Source organism: Streptomyces sp. NPDC012466 (genome assembly GCF_042955215.1).
Taxonomy (GTDB): Bacteria; Actinomycetota; Actinomycetes; order Streptomycetales; family Streptomycetaceae; genus Streptomyces.
In genome coordinates this window covers 320,029-334,767 of record NZ_JBIBEQ010000003.1, presented here as the reverse complement: position 1 = coordinate 334,767, position 14,739 = coordinate 320,029, and the positions used below count along the sequence as shown (strand labels likewise).

Below are 14,739 nucleotides of genomic sequence, written 5' to 3'. Positions count from 1 at the left end.
GCCGCGGCAGCACGCACCGGAAAACCCCGTGCCGCAGACCCGCCCTCACCCGTAGCGTCCGTCGACATGACCCCACCCCACCGCACCCGCCTCACCTTCCACGGCCCGCTGTCCGAAGCCCGGGCGGACGCCCTCGTACAACGCCTCACCCGCCATCGCCCCACCACCGTCCTGGACATCGGCTGCGGCACGGGCGAGCTCATGCTCCGCGTCCTGGCCGCCGCCCCGGAGGCCACCGGTACCGGCGTCGACCTGAACGCCGACGACCTGGCGCGGGGGCGGGAGGCCGCCGACAACCGCGGACTGGCGTCCCGGACCCGTTTCGTGGAGGAGTCCGCCACGGGCACCGCGCACGGCCCCGCCGACCTCGTCCTGTGCGTGGGATCGAGCCAGGCCCTCGGCGACCGGCTGCCGGAGGCCCTCCAGGAACTGCGCCGCCTGGTCGCCGACGGCGGTCGCGTCCTGCTCGGCGAGGGCTTCTGGCAGCGCACCCCCACCCCCGCCGAACTGTCCCGCATGTGGCCGGACGCCGCGGTCACCGACCATCCCGACCTCGCGACGCTCATCGGCCTGGCGATCGACGCGGGGTTCAGGCCCGAGTGGACGGAGACCGCGAGCCTCGACGAATGGGAGGAGTTCGAGTCGGGGTACCTCGCGGACACCGAGGTGTGGCTCGCCGAGCACCCCGGTCATCCCCTGGCGGCCCAGACCCGTGAGCGCGTCGACCGGCACCGGGCCAGGTGGCTCACCTACCGAGGCGTCCTCGGCCTGGCCTACCTCACCCTCGTGCCGGTGGCGGACCGCTGAGCTACGCCGGGACGTGCACCGTCTCCACCCGGCTGGCCACCAGCCGCTCCCGCTCCCGCCGGGCCGCGCGCCCGCGCAGCCGCAGGATCTGGGAGATGCCCACCGCCTGGAGCACGAACACCACCGAGAAGGCCAGGGAGTAGTCGTCGCCGGTGGCGTCCAGGAGCACACCGATCGCGAACAGCGTGGTCATGGAGGCCACGAAGCCGCCCATGTTGGTGATGCCGGAGGCGGTGCCCTGCCGTTCCGGCGGATTGGCCGGGCGGGCGAAGTCGAAGCCGATCATCGACGCGGGTCCGCATGCCCCGAGCACCGTGCACAGCACGATCAGCAGCCACATCGGGGCGTGCGGGCCGGGATGGGCGAGCGTCGCCGCCCACAGGGCCGCCGTCGCGCCGACCGTCCCGAGGGCGAGCGGCAGCCGCGCCCCGTGGTGCCGGGCGACGATCTGGCCGTAGACCAGGCCGACGACCATGTTGGACAGCACGACGAGCGTGAGGAGTTCACCGGCCGTGGCCCGGGAGAGCCCCTGTGCCTCGACGAGGAACGGCAGGCCCCACAGCAGCAGGAACACCATGGCCGGGAACTGGGTGGTGAAGTGCACCCAGAGGCCGAGGCGGGTGCCGGGCTCCCGCCAGGAGGCGGCGATCTGCCGCCGTACGTAGGCCGCGCCCTGGTGCGGGAGCGGTTCCGGTTCGCGGCCCTCGGGGTGGTCCTTGAGGAACAGCAGCACCAGGACGAACACCACCGCCCCGGCGACGGCGCTGCCCGCGAACGCCGCCGTCCAGCCGACGCCGTGCAGCAGCCGGGCCAGGACGAGCGTGGAGACCAGGTTGCCGGCCATGCCGACCAGTCCCGCGAACTGGGCGACGAGCGGCCCGCGCCGGGCCGGGAACCAGCGGCTGCCGAGGCGCAGCACGCTGATGAACGTCAGCGCGTCACCGCAGCCGAGAAGGGCCCGGGAGGCGAGCGCGGTGCCGTACGAGGGGGAGAACGCGAAGCCCAGCTGTCCGGCCGTGAACAGCACCGCGCCGAGGGCGAGCACCTTCTTGGTGCCGAGCCGGTCGACGAGCAGGCCGACGGGTATCTGCATGCCCGCGTAGACCAGCAGCTGGAGGATGGAGAAGGTGGACAGGGCGGAGGCGTTCACATGGAAGCGGTCGGCGGCGTCGAGGCCGGCCACGCCCAGGGACGTGCGGAAGATGACCGCGACGAAGTAGACCGAGACGCCGATGCCCCAGACGGCCAGGGCGCGGCGGCCGCCCGGCGGATCGTCCGGGAGTGTGGTGCCGGAGCTCATCGGACCTCCCCCCGGGCCAGGTGCGAGAACCAGCCGATGTGCCGGTGGACGAGGCCGACGGCCGCCTCGGCGTCCCCGGAGCGCAGCGCGTCGAGGATCTCCTCGTGTTCGGCGAGGGTCTTGGCGATGCGGTCGGGGTGGGAGTGCATGACGGCGACGCCCATGCGCAGCTGGCGGTCGCGCAGCTGGTCGTAGAGGCGGGAGAGGATCTCGTTGCCGCCGCTGCGGACGATCTCGGCGTGGAAGCAGCGGTCGGTGACGGCGGCGCCCGCGAGGTCTCCGGCGGCGGCCTGCCTCTTCTGCCGGGCCAGCAGTTCCTCCAGGCGCTCGATGAGTCCCGGGGGCGCGGGCACGGCCTTGCGCGCCGCGTGCTCCTCGACGAGCAGCCGCGTCTCGACGACGTCGGCGATCTCCTGCGCGGAGACGGGCAGCACGAGGGCGCCCTTCTTGGGATAGAGCCGGATCAGCCCCTCGGCCTCCAGCCGGAGCAGCGCCTCGCGGACCGGTGTGCGCGAGACCCCGACGGCCTCGGCGAGTTCACCCTCGGTGAGGAGGGTCCCGCCCTCGTAGCGGCGCTCCAGGACGCCCTGTTTGACGTGGGCGTAGACACGGTCGGCGGCGGGCGGTTGCTTCACGGCCAAGGTCATGCGGACAGCATAGATACAACAGGTACGCATGGAGGGATACGTCCAAAATGCGGACTCGAATGTCACACATCTGTGGCAAAGCGGGGGTCCCGCTCGGCAACAGCACAACCTCGTGTGCTAGTTACGAGTCAGACACGTGCGGCCCCCTTTCCCCTCGTCCTCAACTCGGCCGCACCGTTGGGGCATTCGACGCAATCGGGGTACTTCACTTGATAACCGGCATTCAGGGCACTCGTCTCCGCAGAGCCGCGGCCGTCGCCGTCACCACCGGCGCCATGCTCGCGACCGGTGCCCTCACCGTCGCGCCGGCGCAGGCCGCCTCGGCGCCCTCCATCGCCGCCAAGGGCGGCTACGCGATGAACAACGCGACCGGCAAGTCGCTCTACACCAAGGCTGCCGACACGCGCCGCTCGACCGGCTCGACCACCAAGATCATGACGGCACTGGTGGTGCTGAAGCAGTCGAACCTCAACATGGACAGCAAGGTCACGATCCAGAAGGCGTACAGCGACTACATCGTCGACAACAACTACGCGTCCAACGCCAAGTTGATCGTCGGCGACAAGGTCACCGTCCGCCAGCTGCTGTACGGGCTGATGCTGCCGTCCGGTTGTGACGCGGCCTACGCGCTCGCCGACAAGTTCGGCTCGGGCTCGACGCGCTCGGCGCGCGTGAAGTCGTTCATCGGCAAGATGAACACCACCGCCAAGAACCTGGGTCTGAAGAACACCCACTTCGACTCGTTCGACGGCATCGGCCACGGCGCCAACTACTCCACGCCGCGCGACCTGACGAAGCTCGCCAGCGCCGCGATGAAGAATGCCAACTTCCGCACGGTCGTCAAGACGAAGAAGTACACGGCGAAGACGATCACCAAGACCGGCGGCACGCGGACGATGGCCCCGTGGGAGAACACCAACCCGCTGCTCGGCAGTTACAGCGGCGCGATCGGTGTGAAGACCGGCTCCGGCCCCGAGGCGAAGTACTGCCTGGTCTTCGCCGCCACCCGTGGCGGCAAGACGGTCATCGGCACGGTCCTCGCCTCGACCGGCCTGGACGCCCGCAAGGCGGACGCGACGAAGCTGCTCAACTACGGCTTCACCAGGTAGCACGACCGAGGGGGCTCCGCCGCGCACCGCGGCGGAGCCCCCTTTGTCATACCGCGGTGCGTTGCCGGCGCTCCAGGCGCCCGGGCCGCCTTGCGCCGCCCGCCCGCCAGCACCTTCACCGGGGAGCCCGCACCGGCGCCCGGCTCCAATTGCCGGCCGCGGATCCGTGCCGCGACGCGGGCCGGCCGCTGGTCGCCCGGGCGGACGTCGACGCTGAACAGCGATTCGTCGGGCGTACGGTCGTCGCCGCCCCAGCGGACCACCCCGTCGAGCTCGGCGAGGATGTCGTGGATCACGACCTCCTGGTGCGGGAAGAACCCGCCCCGGGCGCCGCGCGGGTAGAAGCCCGGCCTGATCCGCACGGCCGTGCCGGAGGAGAGATTGGACTCGGGCCCGCTCCCGGCGAGGCCGGACGGCTCGCGCCACCCGACGGCATCGCCCCGGCGTGCCCAGCTCGTACCGCACGCCGAAGAGCAGTGCCTTGACGATGTCCCGGGAGACGAGCCCGTCGCAGGCGATGACGTAGAAGTCCCGCCGGCCGAGGTAGCGGCCGTTGAGCCACCGCTGGACGGCCCTGATCTGGCCGGTGCCCGGGGCGCCGAGGACGTAGGAGTCCATCGTCAGCAGCGCCTTGACCACCTTGGGCGTCAACCCGGCGCCCGGGAAGGCCTGTTCGACGCCCATGTCGCTCTTCAGCCGGGTGACGGCCGTCCGCACCCGTGGCGAACGCCGGCGGCCCCCACCCCGAGGGGCAGGGGGCCGCCGGACTCGGCTCACGCCCAGGTGATCAGGCGCTTCGGCTGCTCCAGGATCGCCGCCACGTCGGCCAGGACCTTCGAGCCCAGCTCGCCGTCGACCAGACGGTGGTCGAAGGAGAGGGCCAGGGTGGTGACCTGACGGGGCTTCACCTTGCCCTTGTGGACCCACGGCTGGGGCTTGATCGCACCGACCGCGAGGATCGCGGACTCGCCCGGGTTCAGGATCGGCGTGCCCGTGTCGACGCCGAAGACGCCGACGTTGGTGATCGTCACCGTGCCGCCCTGCATGGCCGCCGGGGACGTCTTGCCGTCCCGGGCCGTCGCCACCAGCTCGCCCAGCGACTCGGCCAGCTGCGGCAGCGTCTTGGCGTGGGCGTCCTTGATGTTCGGCACGATCAGGCCGCGCGGGGTCGCGGCCGCGATGCCCAGGTTCACGTAGTGCTTGACCACGATCTCCTGGGCGGCCTCGTCCCAGGACGCGTTGACGTCCGGGTTGCGCCGGATCGCGACGAGCAGCGCCTTGGCGATCAGCAGCAGGGGGTTCACGCGCAGGCCCGCGAACTCCTTGTCCGCCTTCAGCTCCTCGACCAGCTTCATCGTGCGCGTCACGTCGACCGTCACGAACTCGGTGACGTGCGGCGCGGTGAACGCCGAGCCGACCATCGCCGCCGCCGTCGCCTTGCGGACCCCCTTGACCGGGATGCGGGTCTCGCGGGCCGTGTCGTACGACGCCGGCGTCTGGGCCGCGGCCGGGGTGGGGGCGACCGACGGCTCGGGAACCGCCGGGACGGCGGCGGCGACCGCCGCGTGCACGTCCTCGCGGGTGATGATGCCGTCCGGGCCGGTCGGGACGACCGTCGTCAGGTCGACGCCCAGGTCCTTGGCCAGCTTGCGGACGGGGGGCTTGGCCAGCGGGCGTTCCGCGCCGGCCGGCGCGGAAGCGGCGGAGGCCACCGGGGCGGGGGCCGCCGGGGCGGATGCGGCAGGGGCTGCCGGCGCGTGGCCGTTCAGCTCCGTCTGGATCGCCGTCGAGGCCTGCTGGACCGGGACCTCCGGGCCCTTGCGGGGGCGGCGGCGGGTGGACGAGGTCGCCACCCCGTAGCCCACCAGGACCGGCTGGCGTCCCGAGCCCGCCGCCTTGGGCTCCTCGGCGGGCTCTGCCGCCGCCGGCTGCTCGGCGGCGGGTGCGGGCGCGGGTGCGGCGCCGCCACCGCCCACGTCCACCGCGATGATCGACGTGCCCACGTCGACCGTGGTGCCCTCGGGGAAGTGCAGGTCCCGGACCACGCCGTCGTACGGGATGGGGAGCTCGACGGCCGCCTTCGCCGTCTCCACCTCGCAGACCACCTGGCCGTCGGTGACCGTGTCGCCGGGCTGCACGTACCACTTGAGGATCTCGGCCTCGGTGAGTCCCTCGCCCACGTCGGGCATCTTGAACTCGCGCACGGACGCTTCCGTCATCGTCGTCACGACCCTCTCCTCAGTACGCCAGCGAGCGGTCGACGGCGTCCAGTACCCGGTCCAGGTTCGGCAGGTACTCCTCTTCCAGGCGGGCCGGCGGGTACGGCGCGTGGTAGCCGCCGACCCGGAGCACCGGGGCCTCCAGGTGGTAGAAGCAGCGCTCCGTGATCCGGGCGGCGATCTCCGCGCCCGACCCGAAGAACACCGGCGCCTCGTGCACGACGACCAGACGGCGCGTCTTCTCCACCGACGCCTGGATCGAGTCGAAGTCGAGCGGGGAGACCGAGCGCAGGTCCAGGACCTCCAGGTTCTTGCCCTCCTCGGCGGCCGCGTCCGCGACCTCCTGGCAGAGCTTCACCATCGGGCCGTAGGCGGCCAGGGTGAGGTCGGTGCCCTCGCGGACCACCTGGGCCTTGTGCAGCGGGCCCGGGATGGCCTCCGTGTTGACCTCGCCCTTGTCCCAGTAGCGGCGCTTGGGCTCGAAGAAGATCACCGGGTCGTCGCTCTGGATGGCCTGCTGCATCATCCAGTAGGCGTCCGACGCGTTCGACGGGCTGACGATCTTCAGGCCCGCCACGTGCGCGAAGAGCGCCTCGGGCGACTCGGAGTGGTGCTCCACCGCGCCGATGCCGCCGCCGTACGGGATGCGTACGACGACCGGCAGCTTGACCTTGCCCAGCGAACGGGCGTGCATCTTCGCGAGCTGCGTGACGATCTGGTCGTACGCCGGGAAGACGAAGCCGTCGAACTGGATCTCCACCACCGGGCGGTAACCGCGCAGGGCCAGCCCGATCGCCGTGCCAACGATGCCCGACTCGGCGAGCGGGGTGTCGATGACGCGGCTCTCGCCGAAGTCCTTCTGCAGGCCGTCCGTCACCCGGAAGACGCCGCCGAGCTTGCCGACGTCCTCGCCCATGATCAGGACCTTGGGGTCGGACTCCAGGGCGCGGCGCAGCGACTCGTTGATCGCCTTGGCCAGTGCCATCTTGTCGGCCATCTCAGTTACCCCCCTCGTCGGCGAACGACGCCTGGTACGCGGCGAACTGGGCGCGCTCCTCGTCGACGAGCGCGTGGCCGTCCGCGTAGGCGTTCTCGAAGATGGCGAAGTGGTCCGGGTCGGGCATGGCACGGACCGCCTCGCGCACTCGCTTGCCCAACGCCTCGGACTCGGCCTCCAGTTCCGCGAAGAATCCCTCGTCCGCGTGGTTCGAGGCCTCCAGGTAGCGGCGAAGGCGCAGGATCGGGTCCTTGGCCTCCCAGGCCTGGCGCTCCTCGTCGCCCCGGTAGCGGGTCGGGTCGTCGGAGGTGGTGTGGGCGCCCATGCGGTAGGTGAAGGCCTCGACGAGGGTCGGGCCCTCGCCGCTGCGGGCCCGCTCCAGGGCCCAGCGGGTGACCGCGAGGACACCGAGCACGTCGTTGCCGTCCACCCGGACGCCCGGGAAGCCGAAGCCCTGGGCGCGCTGGTAGATCGGCACGCGGGACTGCTTCTCGGTCGGCTCGGAGATCGCCCACTGGTTGTTCTGGCAGAAGAACACGACCGGGGCGTTGTAGACCGCGGAGAAGGTGAACGACTCGGCCACGTCGCCCTGGCTGGAGGCGCCGTCACCGAAGTACGCGATCACCGCGCTGTCCGCACCGTCCTTGGCGACGCCCATCGCGTAGCCCGTGGCGTGCAGCGTCTGGGAGCCGATGACGATCGTGTAGAGCTGGAAGTTGTTGCTGTTGGGGTCCCAGCCACCGTTGTTCACGCCGCGGAACATCCCGAGCAGGTTCGACGGGTCGACGCCTCGGCACCAGGCCACGCCGTGCTCGCGGTAGGTCGGGAAGACGTAGTCGTCCTCGCGGGTGGCCCGGCCGGACCCGATCTGGGCGGCCTCCTGCCCGAGCAGCGACGCCCACAGGCCCAGCTCGCCCTGGCGCTGCAGTGAGGTGGCCTCGGCGTCGAAGCGGCGGGTGAGCACCATGTCGCGGTAGAGCCCGCGGAGCTCTTCCGGGGTGATGCCGGCGACGTACTTGTCGTACTCGGCGTTCTTGACACGCTTGCCCTCGGGCGTCAGCAGCTGCACGAGCTGGGGCTCGGTGCCGACGTCCTTCTTGGCAGTCGTGCGGGTGGTGCGCTTGGTGCCGGTGGTGCCGGCCTTGCTTCCGGCGCTGCGTCGCGGTGTGCGCGCGGCAGTGCTCTCCACGGTCACGTGTGCTCCTCCGTCGGTCCGGGCCACGGGGTTGCCGGTAGGCCTGGGGGTCCCCCCTGCTCTTTTGAGCCTGGGGGAGCGGCTCACCTGTTCTCGACCACCGTGCACGGGGTGGGTGCCACTCGGCCGGGGACAGGCGTGACAGGTGCCCCGGCGAGCGCCCTGCAGAAAGCACGTTACCCAGTGCTCCACATTTCTGTGAAACCCCCTCTGACCTGGGATTTTGCTTGGATATCCAAGTAAATCGGAAAGGCGGTGAAGGGTCCCTGGTCACAGCCTTGCAGGAGGCCGGAGCAACCGCACGTTAACCCGGTGACCCAGGTCACGGGAAGAGTCCTCTTGTCGGCGCGTCCAAACGGCACGCGCGCGTGGGCCCCGTTCCCGGGTCCCACGCGCGCGTGGATCATGCCTCTGAGCAGCGAGGTCAGCCTTCGCCGGCGCCGCCCGCGCCGCCGACCACGCCCTCCGTGGTGCCGCCGTCCGCACCGCCCGTGTCGTCCGGCGGCGTCTCCGGGTCCGTGGGCTCCTCGCCCGTCGGCTCGCCGGTCGGCTCCGTCGAGGTCGGCGGGTCGGACGGCTGGCCGGTGGGCGACTGGGGAGCGCTCTGCGAGGGCGTGTAGGAGGGCGTGTAGGAGGGCGTCCAGTTGCCGTTGCCCGAGCCGGTACCGGTGCCGTCGTCCGTGTTCGTGTCGGTCGGCTCGTCGCTCGGCTCGTCGCTCGGCGTCTCGCTGGGCGTCTTCTTCTCGGTCGTCTGCGAGGTGGTCGGCGACTGCTTCTTGCTCGGGTCGTCTTTGCCGTCACCGGTGTTCTGCAGGGCCAGGGCGACACCCGCCGCGATCGCGATCACCGCGAGCACGGCCAGGATCCACAGCTTGCCCCGGCCGCTGCCCTTGTTGCCGTGGCCCTCGAAACCGCCGTCGTCCCCGCCGCCGTAGCCGCCGGGCAGGATCGGCGAGGGGATCTGCGTGGTGCCGGAGGCGTCCCCGGGGTGGCCCATCACGGCCGTGCCGGCGAAGCCGCCCGACGGGGTGTTCCGGCCCTCGTGCAGGACGACCGGGCCGGTGTTCCAGGTGCCGGTGTGGCCGCCCTGGTCGTAGAGCATCTGGAGCGCGTACTGGACCAGCCCGCGCATCTCCTCGGCCGTCTGGAAGCGGTCGTCGGGCTCCTTGGCGAGAGCGCGCATGGCCAGGCCGTCCAGCTCCGGCGGGCAGGCGTCGGAGGCCTCGGACGGCGGCGTCGGGATGTCCTGGACGTGCTGGTAGACCACCGACAGCGGGGTCTCGCCGGTGAACGGCGGGCGCAACGCGAGGAGTTCGTAGAGCAGGCAGCCCGTGGCGTACAGGTCGGAGCGGTGGTCGACGGCCTTGCCGAGGGCCTGCTCGGGGGAGAGGTACTGCGGGGTGCCCATGACCATGCCGGTCTGCGTCATCGTCGTGGACGCGCCGTGCAGGGCGCGGGCGATGCCGAAGTCCATCACCTTCACGGCGCCGTTGTGCGTGATGATGACGTTGGCGGGCTTGATGTCGCGGTGCACGATGCCGTGCTGGTGCGAGTACGCGAGCGCCTCCAGGACGCCCGAGACGATGATCAGCGCCTGCTCGGGGCCGGGGGCCTCCGCGTTCAGCAGCAGGTCGCGGATGGTTCGGCCCTCGACCAGTTCCATCACGATGTAGGGCACGGACTGGCCGCCGACGAAGTCCTCGCCGGAGTCGTACACGGCGACGATCGCGTGGTGGTTGAGGCCGGCCACCGACTGGGCCTCGCGCGTGAAGCGCGCCTTGGACACCGGGTCCTCGGCGAGGTCGGAGCGGAGCAGCTTGACGGCGACGGTGCGTCCGAGGCGGACGTCCTCGGCTGCGAACACCTCGGCCATGCCGCCCCGGCCGAGTCTGTGGGTCAGCCGGTACCGGCCGTCCCCGACCAGCCCGCCGTTCCCCCAGGACTCCGGCGCGTCCGACATACCGCTGCCAGCCGCCTCGGGGTCGGACGGGCCCTGAGCGCGCTGCTGCTGTGCCATCAGTCCTCGCCGTCGTTTCTGCCCGCGGTGCGCGCGGTGTTGTTACGGTCTCCGTCGGCCACGCTACAGCCTCCGCGCAAGCCTCCGGTCCGGGAAGGGGTGCCCGGACCGGCACGAGACGGACCGGCCATGAAACCTTCACTCCGTACTGTCGTGCAAATTCTGTGCTCCGGCCGTATGCCCCCTGTAACGCTTCCGCGACGCTTCTTTCGCGTACGGTCACGGAACGGGCACCGAGCTTGACGTGTCAGTGCCCTGGGGCAGACTTGGCCGGGAATGGCGGTTTGGATCAACGGCGGATCAGCGGCAGTCGGCGGCGCCAGCAGGTGCTACGGGGGACACGGGACATGAGCCAGGACGGCGCACAGGGCCAGTACACGGGGCGGGCGCTCGCCAGTGGCCGCTATCAGCTGCGCGACCTCCTCGGCCAGGGCGGCATGGCCTCGGTGCACCTCGCGTACGACAGCGTGCTCGACCGCCAGGTCGCCATCAAGACACTTCACACCGACCTCGGACGGGAACCGGCCTTCCGCGAGCGGTTCCGTCGCGAGGCCCAGGCCGTGGCCAAGCTCACGCACACCAACATCGTCTCCGTCTTCGACACCGGCGAGGACACCCTCGACGGCATGACGACTCCCTACATCGTCATGGAGTACGTCGAGGGCCGCCCGCTCGGCTCGGTCCTCGACGAGGACGTGCGGCAGCAGGGCGCGATGCCCGCCGACAAGGCGCTGAAGATCACGGCCGACGTGCTGGCCGCGCTGGAGATCAGCCACGAGATGGGCCTGGTCCACCGCGACATCAAGCCGGGCAACGTGATGATGACCAAGCGCGCCGTGGTCAAGGTCATGGACTTCGGCATCGCCCGCGCCATGCAGTCCGGTGTGACGTCGATGACGCAGACCGGCATGGTCGTCGGCACCCCCCAGTACCTCTCGCCCGAGCAGGCCCTCGGCCGCGGTGTGGACGCCCGCTCAGACCTGTACTCGGTCGGCATCATGCTCTTCCAGCTGGTGACCGGGCGGCTGCCGTTCGAAGCGGACTCGCCGCTGGCCATCGCGTACGCGCACGTGCAGGAGGAGCCGCCGGTTCCGTCCTCCATCAACCGCGCGCTGCCGCCGGCCGTGGACGCGCTGATCGCCCGCGCGCTGAAGAAGAACCCCAACGAGCGCTTCCCGAGCGCCGAGGCCATGCGCGACGAGTGCCTGCGCGTGGCGGCGTCCGTCCAGACCGCGCCGCCGAGCATCGTCCCGGGCACGCCGACCCCGAGCGGCGCGGGCGTCGGCTCGGCCGTGTTCCCTCCGGTCGACCAGGCCACCCCGCCGCCCTCGGGGCAGGTCCAGACGCCCTACCAGCCGACACCGCCCCCGAACCCGTACGGCACGCCCGCCCCGACGGGACCGTCCCCGGCGTACGGCTATCCGCAGCAGGGCGGCTACCAGACGCCGTCCCCGGCGGCCTACTCCCCGCAGCCGGGCCCGTCGACGCCGCCGCCGTACAACCTGACGCCCCAGAGCGCGCCGGCCTCCTCCGGCGGCGGCCGGAACAACAAGCCGGTGATCATCGGCTCGATCATCGTGTCCGTCGTCGCGGTCGGCGGCCTCGTCACGGCGCTGCTCCTGAACGGCGGCAGCGAGGACGACAAGGGCGGCGGCGGCAGCAGCGCGAGCGCCTCGGCCTCCGTGGAGAAGAAGCCCGGCTACCGCGGCCCGGACACCACGAAGACGATCGACACCGAGGAGTGCACGGAGCCGCGGGAGTCCTACAACGACCCCGACAAGATCCAGATCCCGGACTTCAAGTTCAAGAACATCAAGTCGGTCAAGGCCTGTCTCCAGGCGGCCGGCTGGGAAGTGAACGAGAAGAAGGTCGACGAGAACACCTACGGCGACGGCACGGTCATGAACCAGTTCCCGTCCGCCGACACCGATGTCGATCCGAAGGACATGCCCGAGATCGAGCTCAGCGTCTCGACGGGCAACCCGCCCTCCTGAGGTCCCCTGACACGGAAGGGCCCGGCGGCTTCGGCCGCCGGGCCCTTGTGGTCGGTGTGCGGCCGGTGTGGCCGGTGGTTCGTCTAGAGGTAGGGACCGCCGGAGCGGCCGCCCGGCTGCTGCTCGTCGAGGCCGTCGCCGACACCCGGCGGCAGGGCCCGGCGCATCTGCTCCAACTGGGCACGGGCCGCCATCTGCTGGGCGAACAGCGTCGTCTGGATCCCGTGGAAGAGCCCCTCCAGCCAGCCGACGAGCTGGGCCTGCGCGATGCGCAGCTCCGCGTCGCTGGGGGTCGCCTCGTCCGTGAAGGGCAGGGAGAGCCGCTCCAGCTCCTCGACCAGCTCGGGCGCCAGCCCGTCCTCCAGCTCCTTCACCGAGCTGGCGTGGATGTCCTTGAGCCGGACCCGGCTGGCCTCGTCCAGGGGAGCCGCGCGCACTTCCTCCAGCAGCTGCTTGATCATGCTGCCGATCCGCATGACCTTGGCGGGCTGCTCCACCTGTTCCGTGACCGGGGTCTCGCGGGAGTCCTCGTCTGCGCTGCCGCCACCGAGCGCCATGCCGTCCTGGCCCACGACCAGGATCTGAGGGTTCTCCGGCGACCTTTCGTTCCTCGGCATCTCCATGTCGCCATTCTGTCGCACGCCTGCACCTCACCTCCGTGGTGCCCCCACGGGAGGCTGATCCACCACGACGAAGGAGACGAATCGGTCAGACTTCGGGTTGCTTCCGCCCGGGTGGTTCCTCCTCGTGGGTGAAGCGCAGCAGGCGGGCCTCGCAGTGGTCCAGCCAGCGGACCTCGGCCTCGGCGTGGAAGACGAGCTGCTCCAGGACGAGCAGCCGGGCCATCCCCTCGGGGTGCTCCGGCGCGCGGGCCAGGGCCTCCGCCCGCTGCCGCACGTGCTCGTGCAGCGCCCGCGTCACGTGCCGGCGCTGGGTCTCGACGACCTCCCGTACGTCGACGCCGTCCGTGCCGAGAGCCATCACCAGCTTGATCGCCAGCTCGTCGCGCGGCGGGCCGGTCCTTTCCACGGGGTGGTCGTACCAGGCGCGCAGCTCGGCCCGGCCGGCGTCGGTGAGCGCGTACAGCGTCCGTCCGGCCGCGTCGACGTCGTCCTGGACGACCATGCCGTCCCGCTCCAGGCGGCCGAGCGTCGTGTAGACCTGCCCGATGTTCAGCGGCCAGGTCCCGCCGGTGCGGGCCTCGAAGTCGGTGCGCAGGCGGGAGCCGTAGCGGGGACCGGCCACCAGGAGCGCCAGCAGGCCGTGACGTATCGACATAACCGGATTGTGCAGCGATTCCGCCCGTCGGCCGAGTCCGGAGTGCCGGAAGTCCGGGACGGTGTGAGTCTGATTGCCTCGATATGACCGAACTTGCCGTTTCTGCCCTGACGGGCGCGGCGGGAGGGGGTCACCCACGTGACTCCATGGCTACGCGCACTGCGGGCGGCGGGACTGGTGCTCGCCCTGGGGGCGGGCGCGGTCGTCTCACCCTACGGATCCGTCCCGTCCTACGGGGCCGCCGCCCTCACCGACGAGGAGGAGGAAGAGGCCGGGCTCCTCGCCGCCCCGTCCCCCCTGTCCGCCCCCTCGGCCCGGGCGGCCTCGTCGGCCCTGGCGGCACCCTCGGCCCGGGCGGCCTCGTCGGGCCCGTCGGCCCTGGCGGCACCCTCCACAGCCGGTGAGCCCTCGCGGGCCGGGAGCAGGGCCGGTGAGGGCCGGGCACGTCCGGGACGCCCGGAGGACGTCGGGGAGAGGCCGGGCGTCACCGACGCCACCGCCGTCCCCGAGGCGCCCCGGGAGCTCGCCCCGGTGCCGTCCGCCCCGGCGGAGCAGCCCGTACGAGAGGCCGCGACCGCCGAACGGCCCAGCGGCCCGGTCCTGCGCATCCTGCCCCTGGGCAGCGGGCTGGTCCTGATCGGCCTGGGCCTGGGCCTGGCGTTCGTCGGACTGCGGCTGCGGCGGGTGTAGGGGCGGGATGCCGGGCGTCGGGACGTGACCATCCGGCACGCGTGTACCGCACACTTCACAGGCGCGGCTCGTCTGCCGCCTTGGAAACTCCAGCCGCTCGGTCGGGCAGGTGGAGGGCGCGGAGGGAATGCGACCCGGCCGGATCCGCCCCCTTGCGTCCGGCTGCCGGGTGCGGCGCGGGCCTGGCCGGACACCCGCGTGAAGGCAGTCCGGCCGCCCGAGGCGCGGTTGGGCTGCGGCCCGGCCGCCCCCACCTGGAGGCGGAATCCGGCTGCCTGACGCGGTGGGGCCGGGCCTCGGCCCCGGTCGGGCCCCCGCACGTAGGGATCCGGCCGCCCAACGCGGTGGGACCGCGGGCCTGGCCGGACACCCGCGCGTAGGCAGTCCCGCCGCCCGAGGCGCGGTTGGGCTGCGGCCCGGCCGCCCCCACCTGGAGGCGGAATCCGGCTGCCTGACGCGGTGGGGCCGGGCCTCGGCCCCGGTCGG

13 protein-coding genes are annotated in these 14,739 nt (G+C 71.8%); 4 read left to right on the top strand and 9 right to left on the bottom strand.

All coding sequences use genetic code 11. The annotated features are described in order from the left end of the window. The first annotated feature begins 66 nt into the window (after window positions 1-66). Window positions 67-807 (top strand): methyltransferase, encoded by a 741-nt coding sequence (locus ACFY9E_RS13925; protein ID WP_390982762.1) that lies wholly within the window; start codon window positions 67-69, stop codon window positions 805-807. A gap of 1 nt (window position 808) precedes the next feature. On the opposite strand, the gene ACFY9E_RS13920 is transcribed toward ACFY9E_RS13925, so the two are convergent. Together ACFY9E_RS13920 and ACFY9E_RS13915 are read right to left on the bottom strand one after the other, a co-directional pair. After that, on the bottom strand, window positions 809-2,107 hold the full coding sequence (locus ACFY9E_RS13920) for an MFS transporter (RefSeq protein WP_390982759.1): 1,299 nt from the start codon (window positions 2,105-2,107) through the stop codon (window positions 809-811). Next, entirely contained in the window at window positions 2,104-2,754 is a 651-nt protein-coding gene (locus ACFY9E_RS13915) for an FCD domain-containing protein (protein ID WP_390982757.1), read from the bottom strand. The genes ACFY9E_RS13920 and ACFY9E_RS13915 overlap by 4 nt, the downstream gene beginning before the upstream one ends. 209 nt (window positions 2,755-2,963) lie before the next feature. On the opposite strand from ACFY9E_RS13915, the gene ACFY9E_RS13910 reads away from it, so the two are divergent. Beyond that, complete coding sequence (locus tag ACFY9E_RS13910) at window positions 2,964-3,863, top strand: serine hydrolase (protein ID WP_390982756.1); 900 nt, start codon at window positions 2,964-2,966, stop codon at window positions 3,861-3,863. On the opposite strand, the gene ACFY9E_RS13905 is transcribed toward ACFY9E_RS13910, so the two are convergent. From ACFY9E_RS13905 to ACFY9E_RS13885, 5 genes are all read right to left on the bottom strand, one after another. Further along, the gene (locus ACFY9E_RS13905) at window positions 3,845-4,225 is read right to left on the bottom strand and encodes a hypothetical protein (RefSeq protein ID WP_390982754.1); all 381 of its coding nucleotides are present in this window, start codon (window positions 4,223-4,225) and stop codon (window positions 3,845-3,847) included. The two genes, ACFY9E_RS13910 and ACFY9E_RS13905, sit on opposite strands and share 19 nt — an antisense overlap. A gap of 411 nt (window positions 4,226-4,636) precedes the next feature. Next, the gene (locus tag ACFY9E_RS13900; protein ID WP_390982751.1) at window positions 4,637-6,091 is read right to left on the bottom strand and encodes a 2-oxo acid dehydrogenase subunit E2; all 1,455 of its coding nucleotides are present in this window, start codon (window positions 6,089-6,091) and stop codon (window positions 4,637-4,639) included. Window positions 6,092-6,101: 10 nt separating this feature from the next. Beyond that, window positions 6,102-7,079 (bottom strand): alpha-ketoacid dehydrogenase subunit beta, encoded by a 978-nt coding sequence (locus ACFY9E_RS13895; RefSeq protein WP_362043640.1) that lies wholly within the window; start codon window positions 7,077-7,079, stop codon window positions 6,102-6,104. 1 nt (window position 7,080) lies between these two features. Continuing rightward, window positions 7,081-8,274 (bottom strand): pyruvate dehydrogenase (acetyl-transferring) E1 component subunit alpha, encoded by a 1,194-nt coding sequence (gene pdhA, locus ACFY9E_RS13890; RefSeq protein WP_390982748.1) that lies wholly within the window; start codon window positions 8,272-8,274, stop codon window positions 7,081-7,083. Between the two features lie 424 nt (window positions 8,275-8,698). Next, window positions 8,699-10,291, bottom strand: coding sequence for a protein kinase (locus ACFY9E_RS13885; protein WP_390982746.1), 1,593 nt, complete (start codon window positions 10,289-10,291; stop codon window positions 8,699-8,701). A 347-nt stretch (window positions 10,292-10,638) separates the two neighbouring features. Here ACFY9E_RS13885 and ACFY9E_RS13880 point away from each other — a divergent pair, with 347 nt between their 5' ends. Then, entirely contained in the window at window positions 10,639-12,285 is a 1,647-nt protein-coding gene (locus ACFY9E_RS13880) for a protein kinase (RefSeq protein ID WP_390982743.1), read from the top strand. A gap of 83 nt (window positions 12,286-12,368) precedes the next feature. On the opposite strand, the gene ACFY9E_RS13875 is transcribed toward ACFY9E_RS13880, so the two are convergent. Further along, window positions 12,369-12,908 (bottom strand): proteasome activator, encoded by a 540-nt coding sequence (locus tag ACFY9E_RS13875; RefSeq protein WP_390982741.1) that lies wholly within the window; start codon window positions 12,906-12,908, stop codon window positions 12,369-12,371. Window positions 12,909-12,993: 85 nt separating this feature from the next. Beyond that, entirely contained in the window at window positions 12,994-13,563 is a 570-nt protein-coding gene (locus tag ACFY9E_RS13870; protein WP_390982739.1) for a helix-turn-helix transcriptional regulator, read from the bottom strand. A 138-nt stretch (window positions 13,564-13,701) separates the two neighbouring features. On the opposite strand from ACFY9E_RS13870, the gene ACFY9E_RS13865 reads away from it, so the two are divergent. After that, window positions 13,702-14,253, top strand: coding sequence for a hypothetical protein (locus ACFY9E_RS13865; protein WP_390982737.1), 552 nt, complete (start codon window positions 13,702-13,704; stop codon window positions 14,251-14,253). Window positions 14,254-14,739 lie beyond the last annotated feature (486 nt).

Excerpts from the sequence above, each read along its gene's own strand:
- ACFY9E_RS13870 (WP_390982739.1), bottom strand. The coding sequence starts at position 13,563 with ATGTCGATACGTCACGGCCTGCTGGCGCTCCTGGTGGCCGGTCCCCGC.
- ACFY9E_RS13895 (WP_362043640.1), bottom strand. The coding sequence starts at position 7,079 with ATGGCCGACAAGATGGCACTGGCCAAGGCGATCAACGAGTCGCTGCGC.
- ACFY9E_RS13925 (WP_390982762.1), top strand. The coding sequence starts at position 67 with ATGACCCCACCCCACCGCACCCGCCTCACCTTCCACGGCCCGCTGTCC.
- ACFY9E_RS13885 (WP_390982746.1), bottom strand. The coding sequence starts at position 10,291 with ATGGCACAGCAGCAGCGCGCTCAGGGCCCGTCCGACCCCGAGGCGGCT.
- ACFY9E_RS13875 (WP_390982741.1), bottom strand. The coding sequence starts at position 12,908 with ATGGAGATGCCGAGGAACGAAAGGTCGCCGGAGAACCCTCAGATCCTG.
- ACFY9E_RS13880 (WP_390982743.1), top strand. The coding sequence starts at position 10,639 with ATGAGCCAGGACGGCGCACAGGGCCAGTACACGGGGCGGGCGCTCGCC.
- ACFY9E_RS13920 (WP_390982759.1), bottom strand. The coding sequence starts at position 2,107 with ATGAGCTCCGGCACCACACTCCCGGACGATCCGCCGGGCGGCCGCCGC.
- ACFY9E_RS13915 (WP_390982757.1), bottom strand. The coding sequence starts at position 2,754 with ATGACCTTGGCCGTGAAGCAACCGCCCGCCGCCGACCGTGTCTACGCC.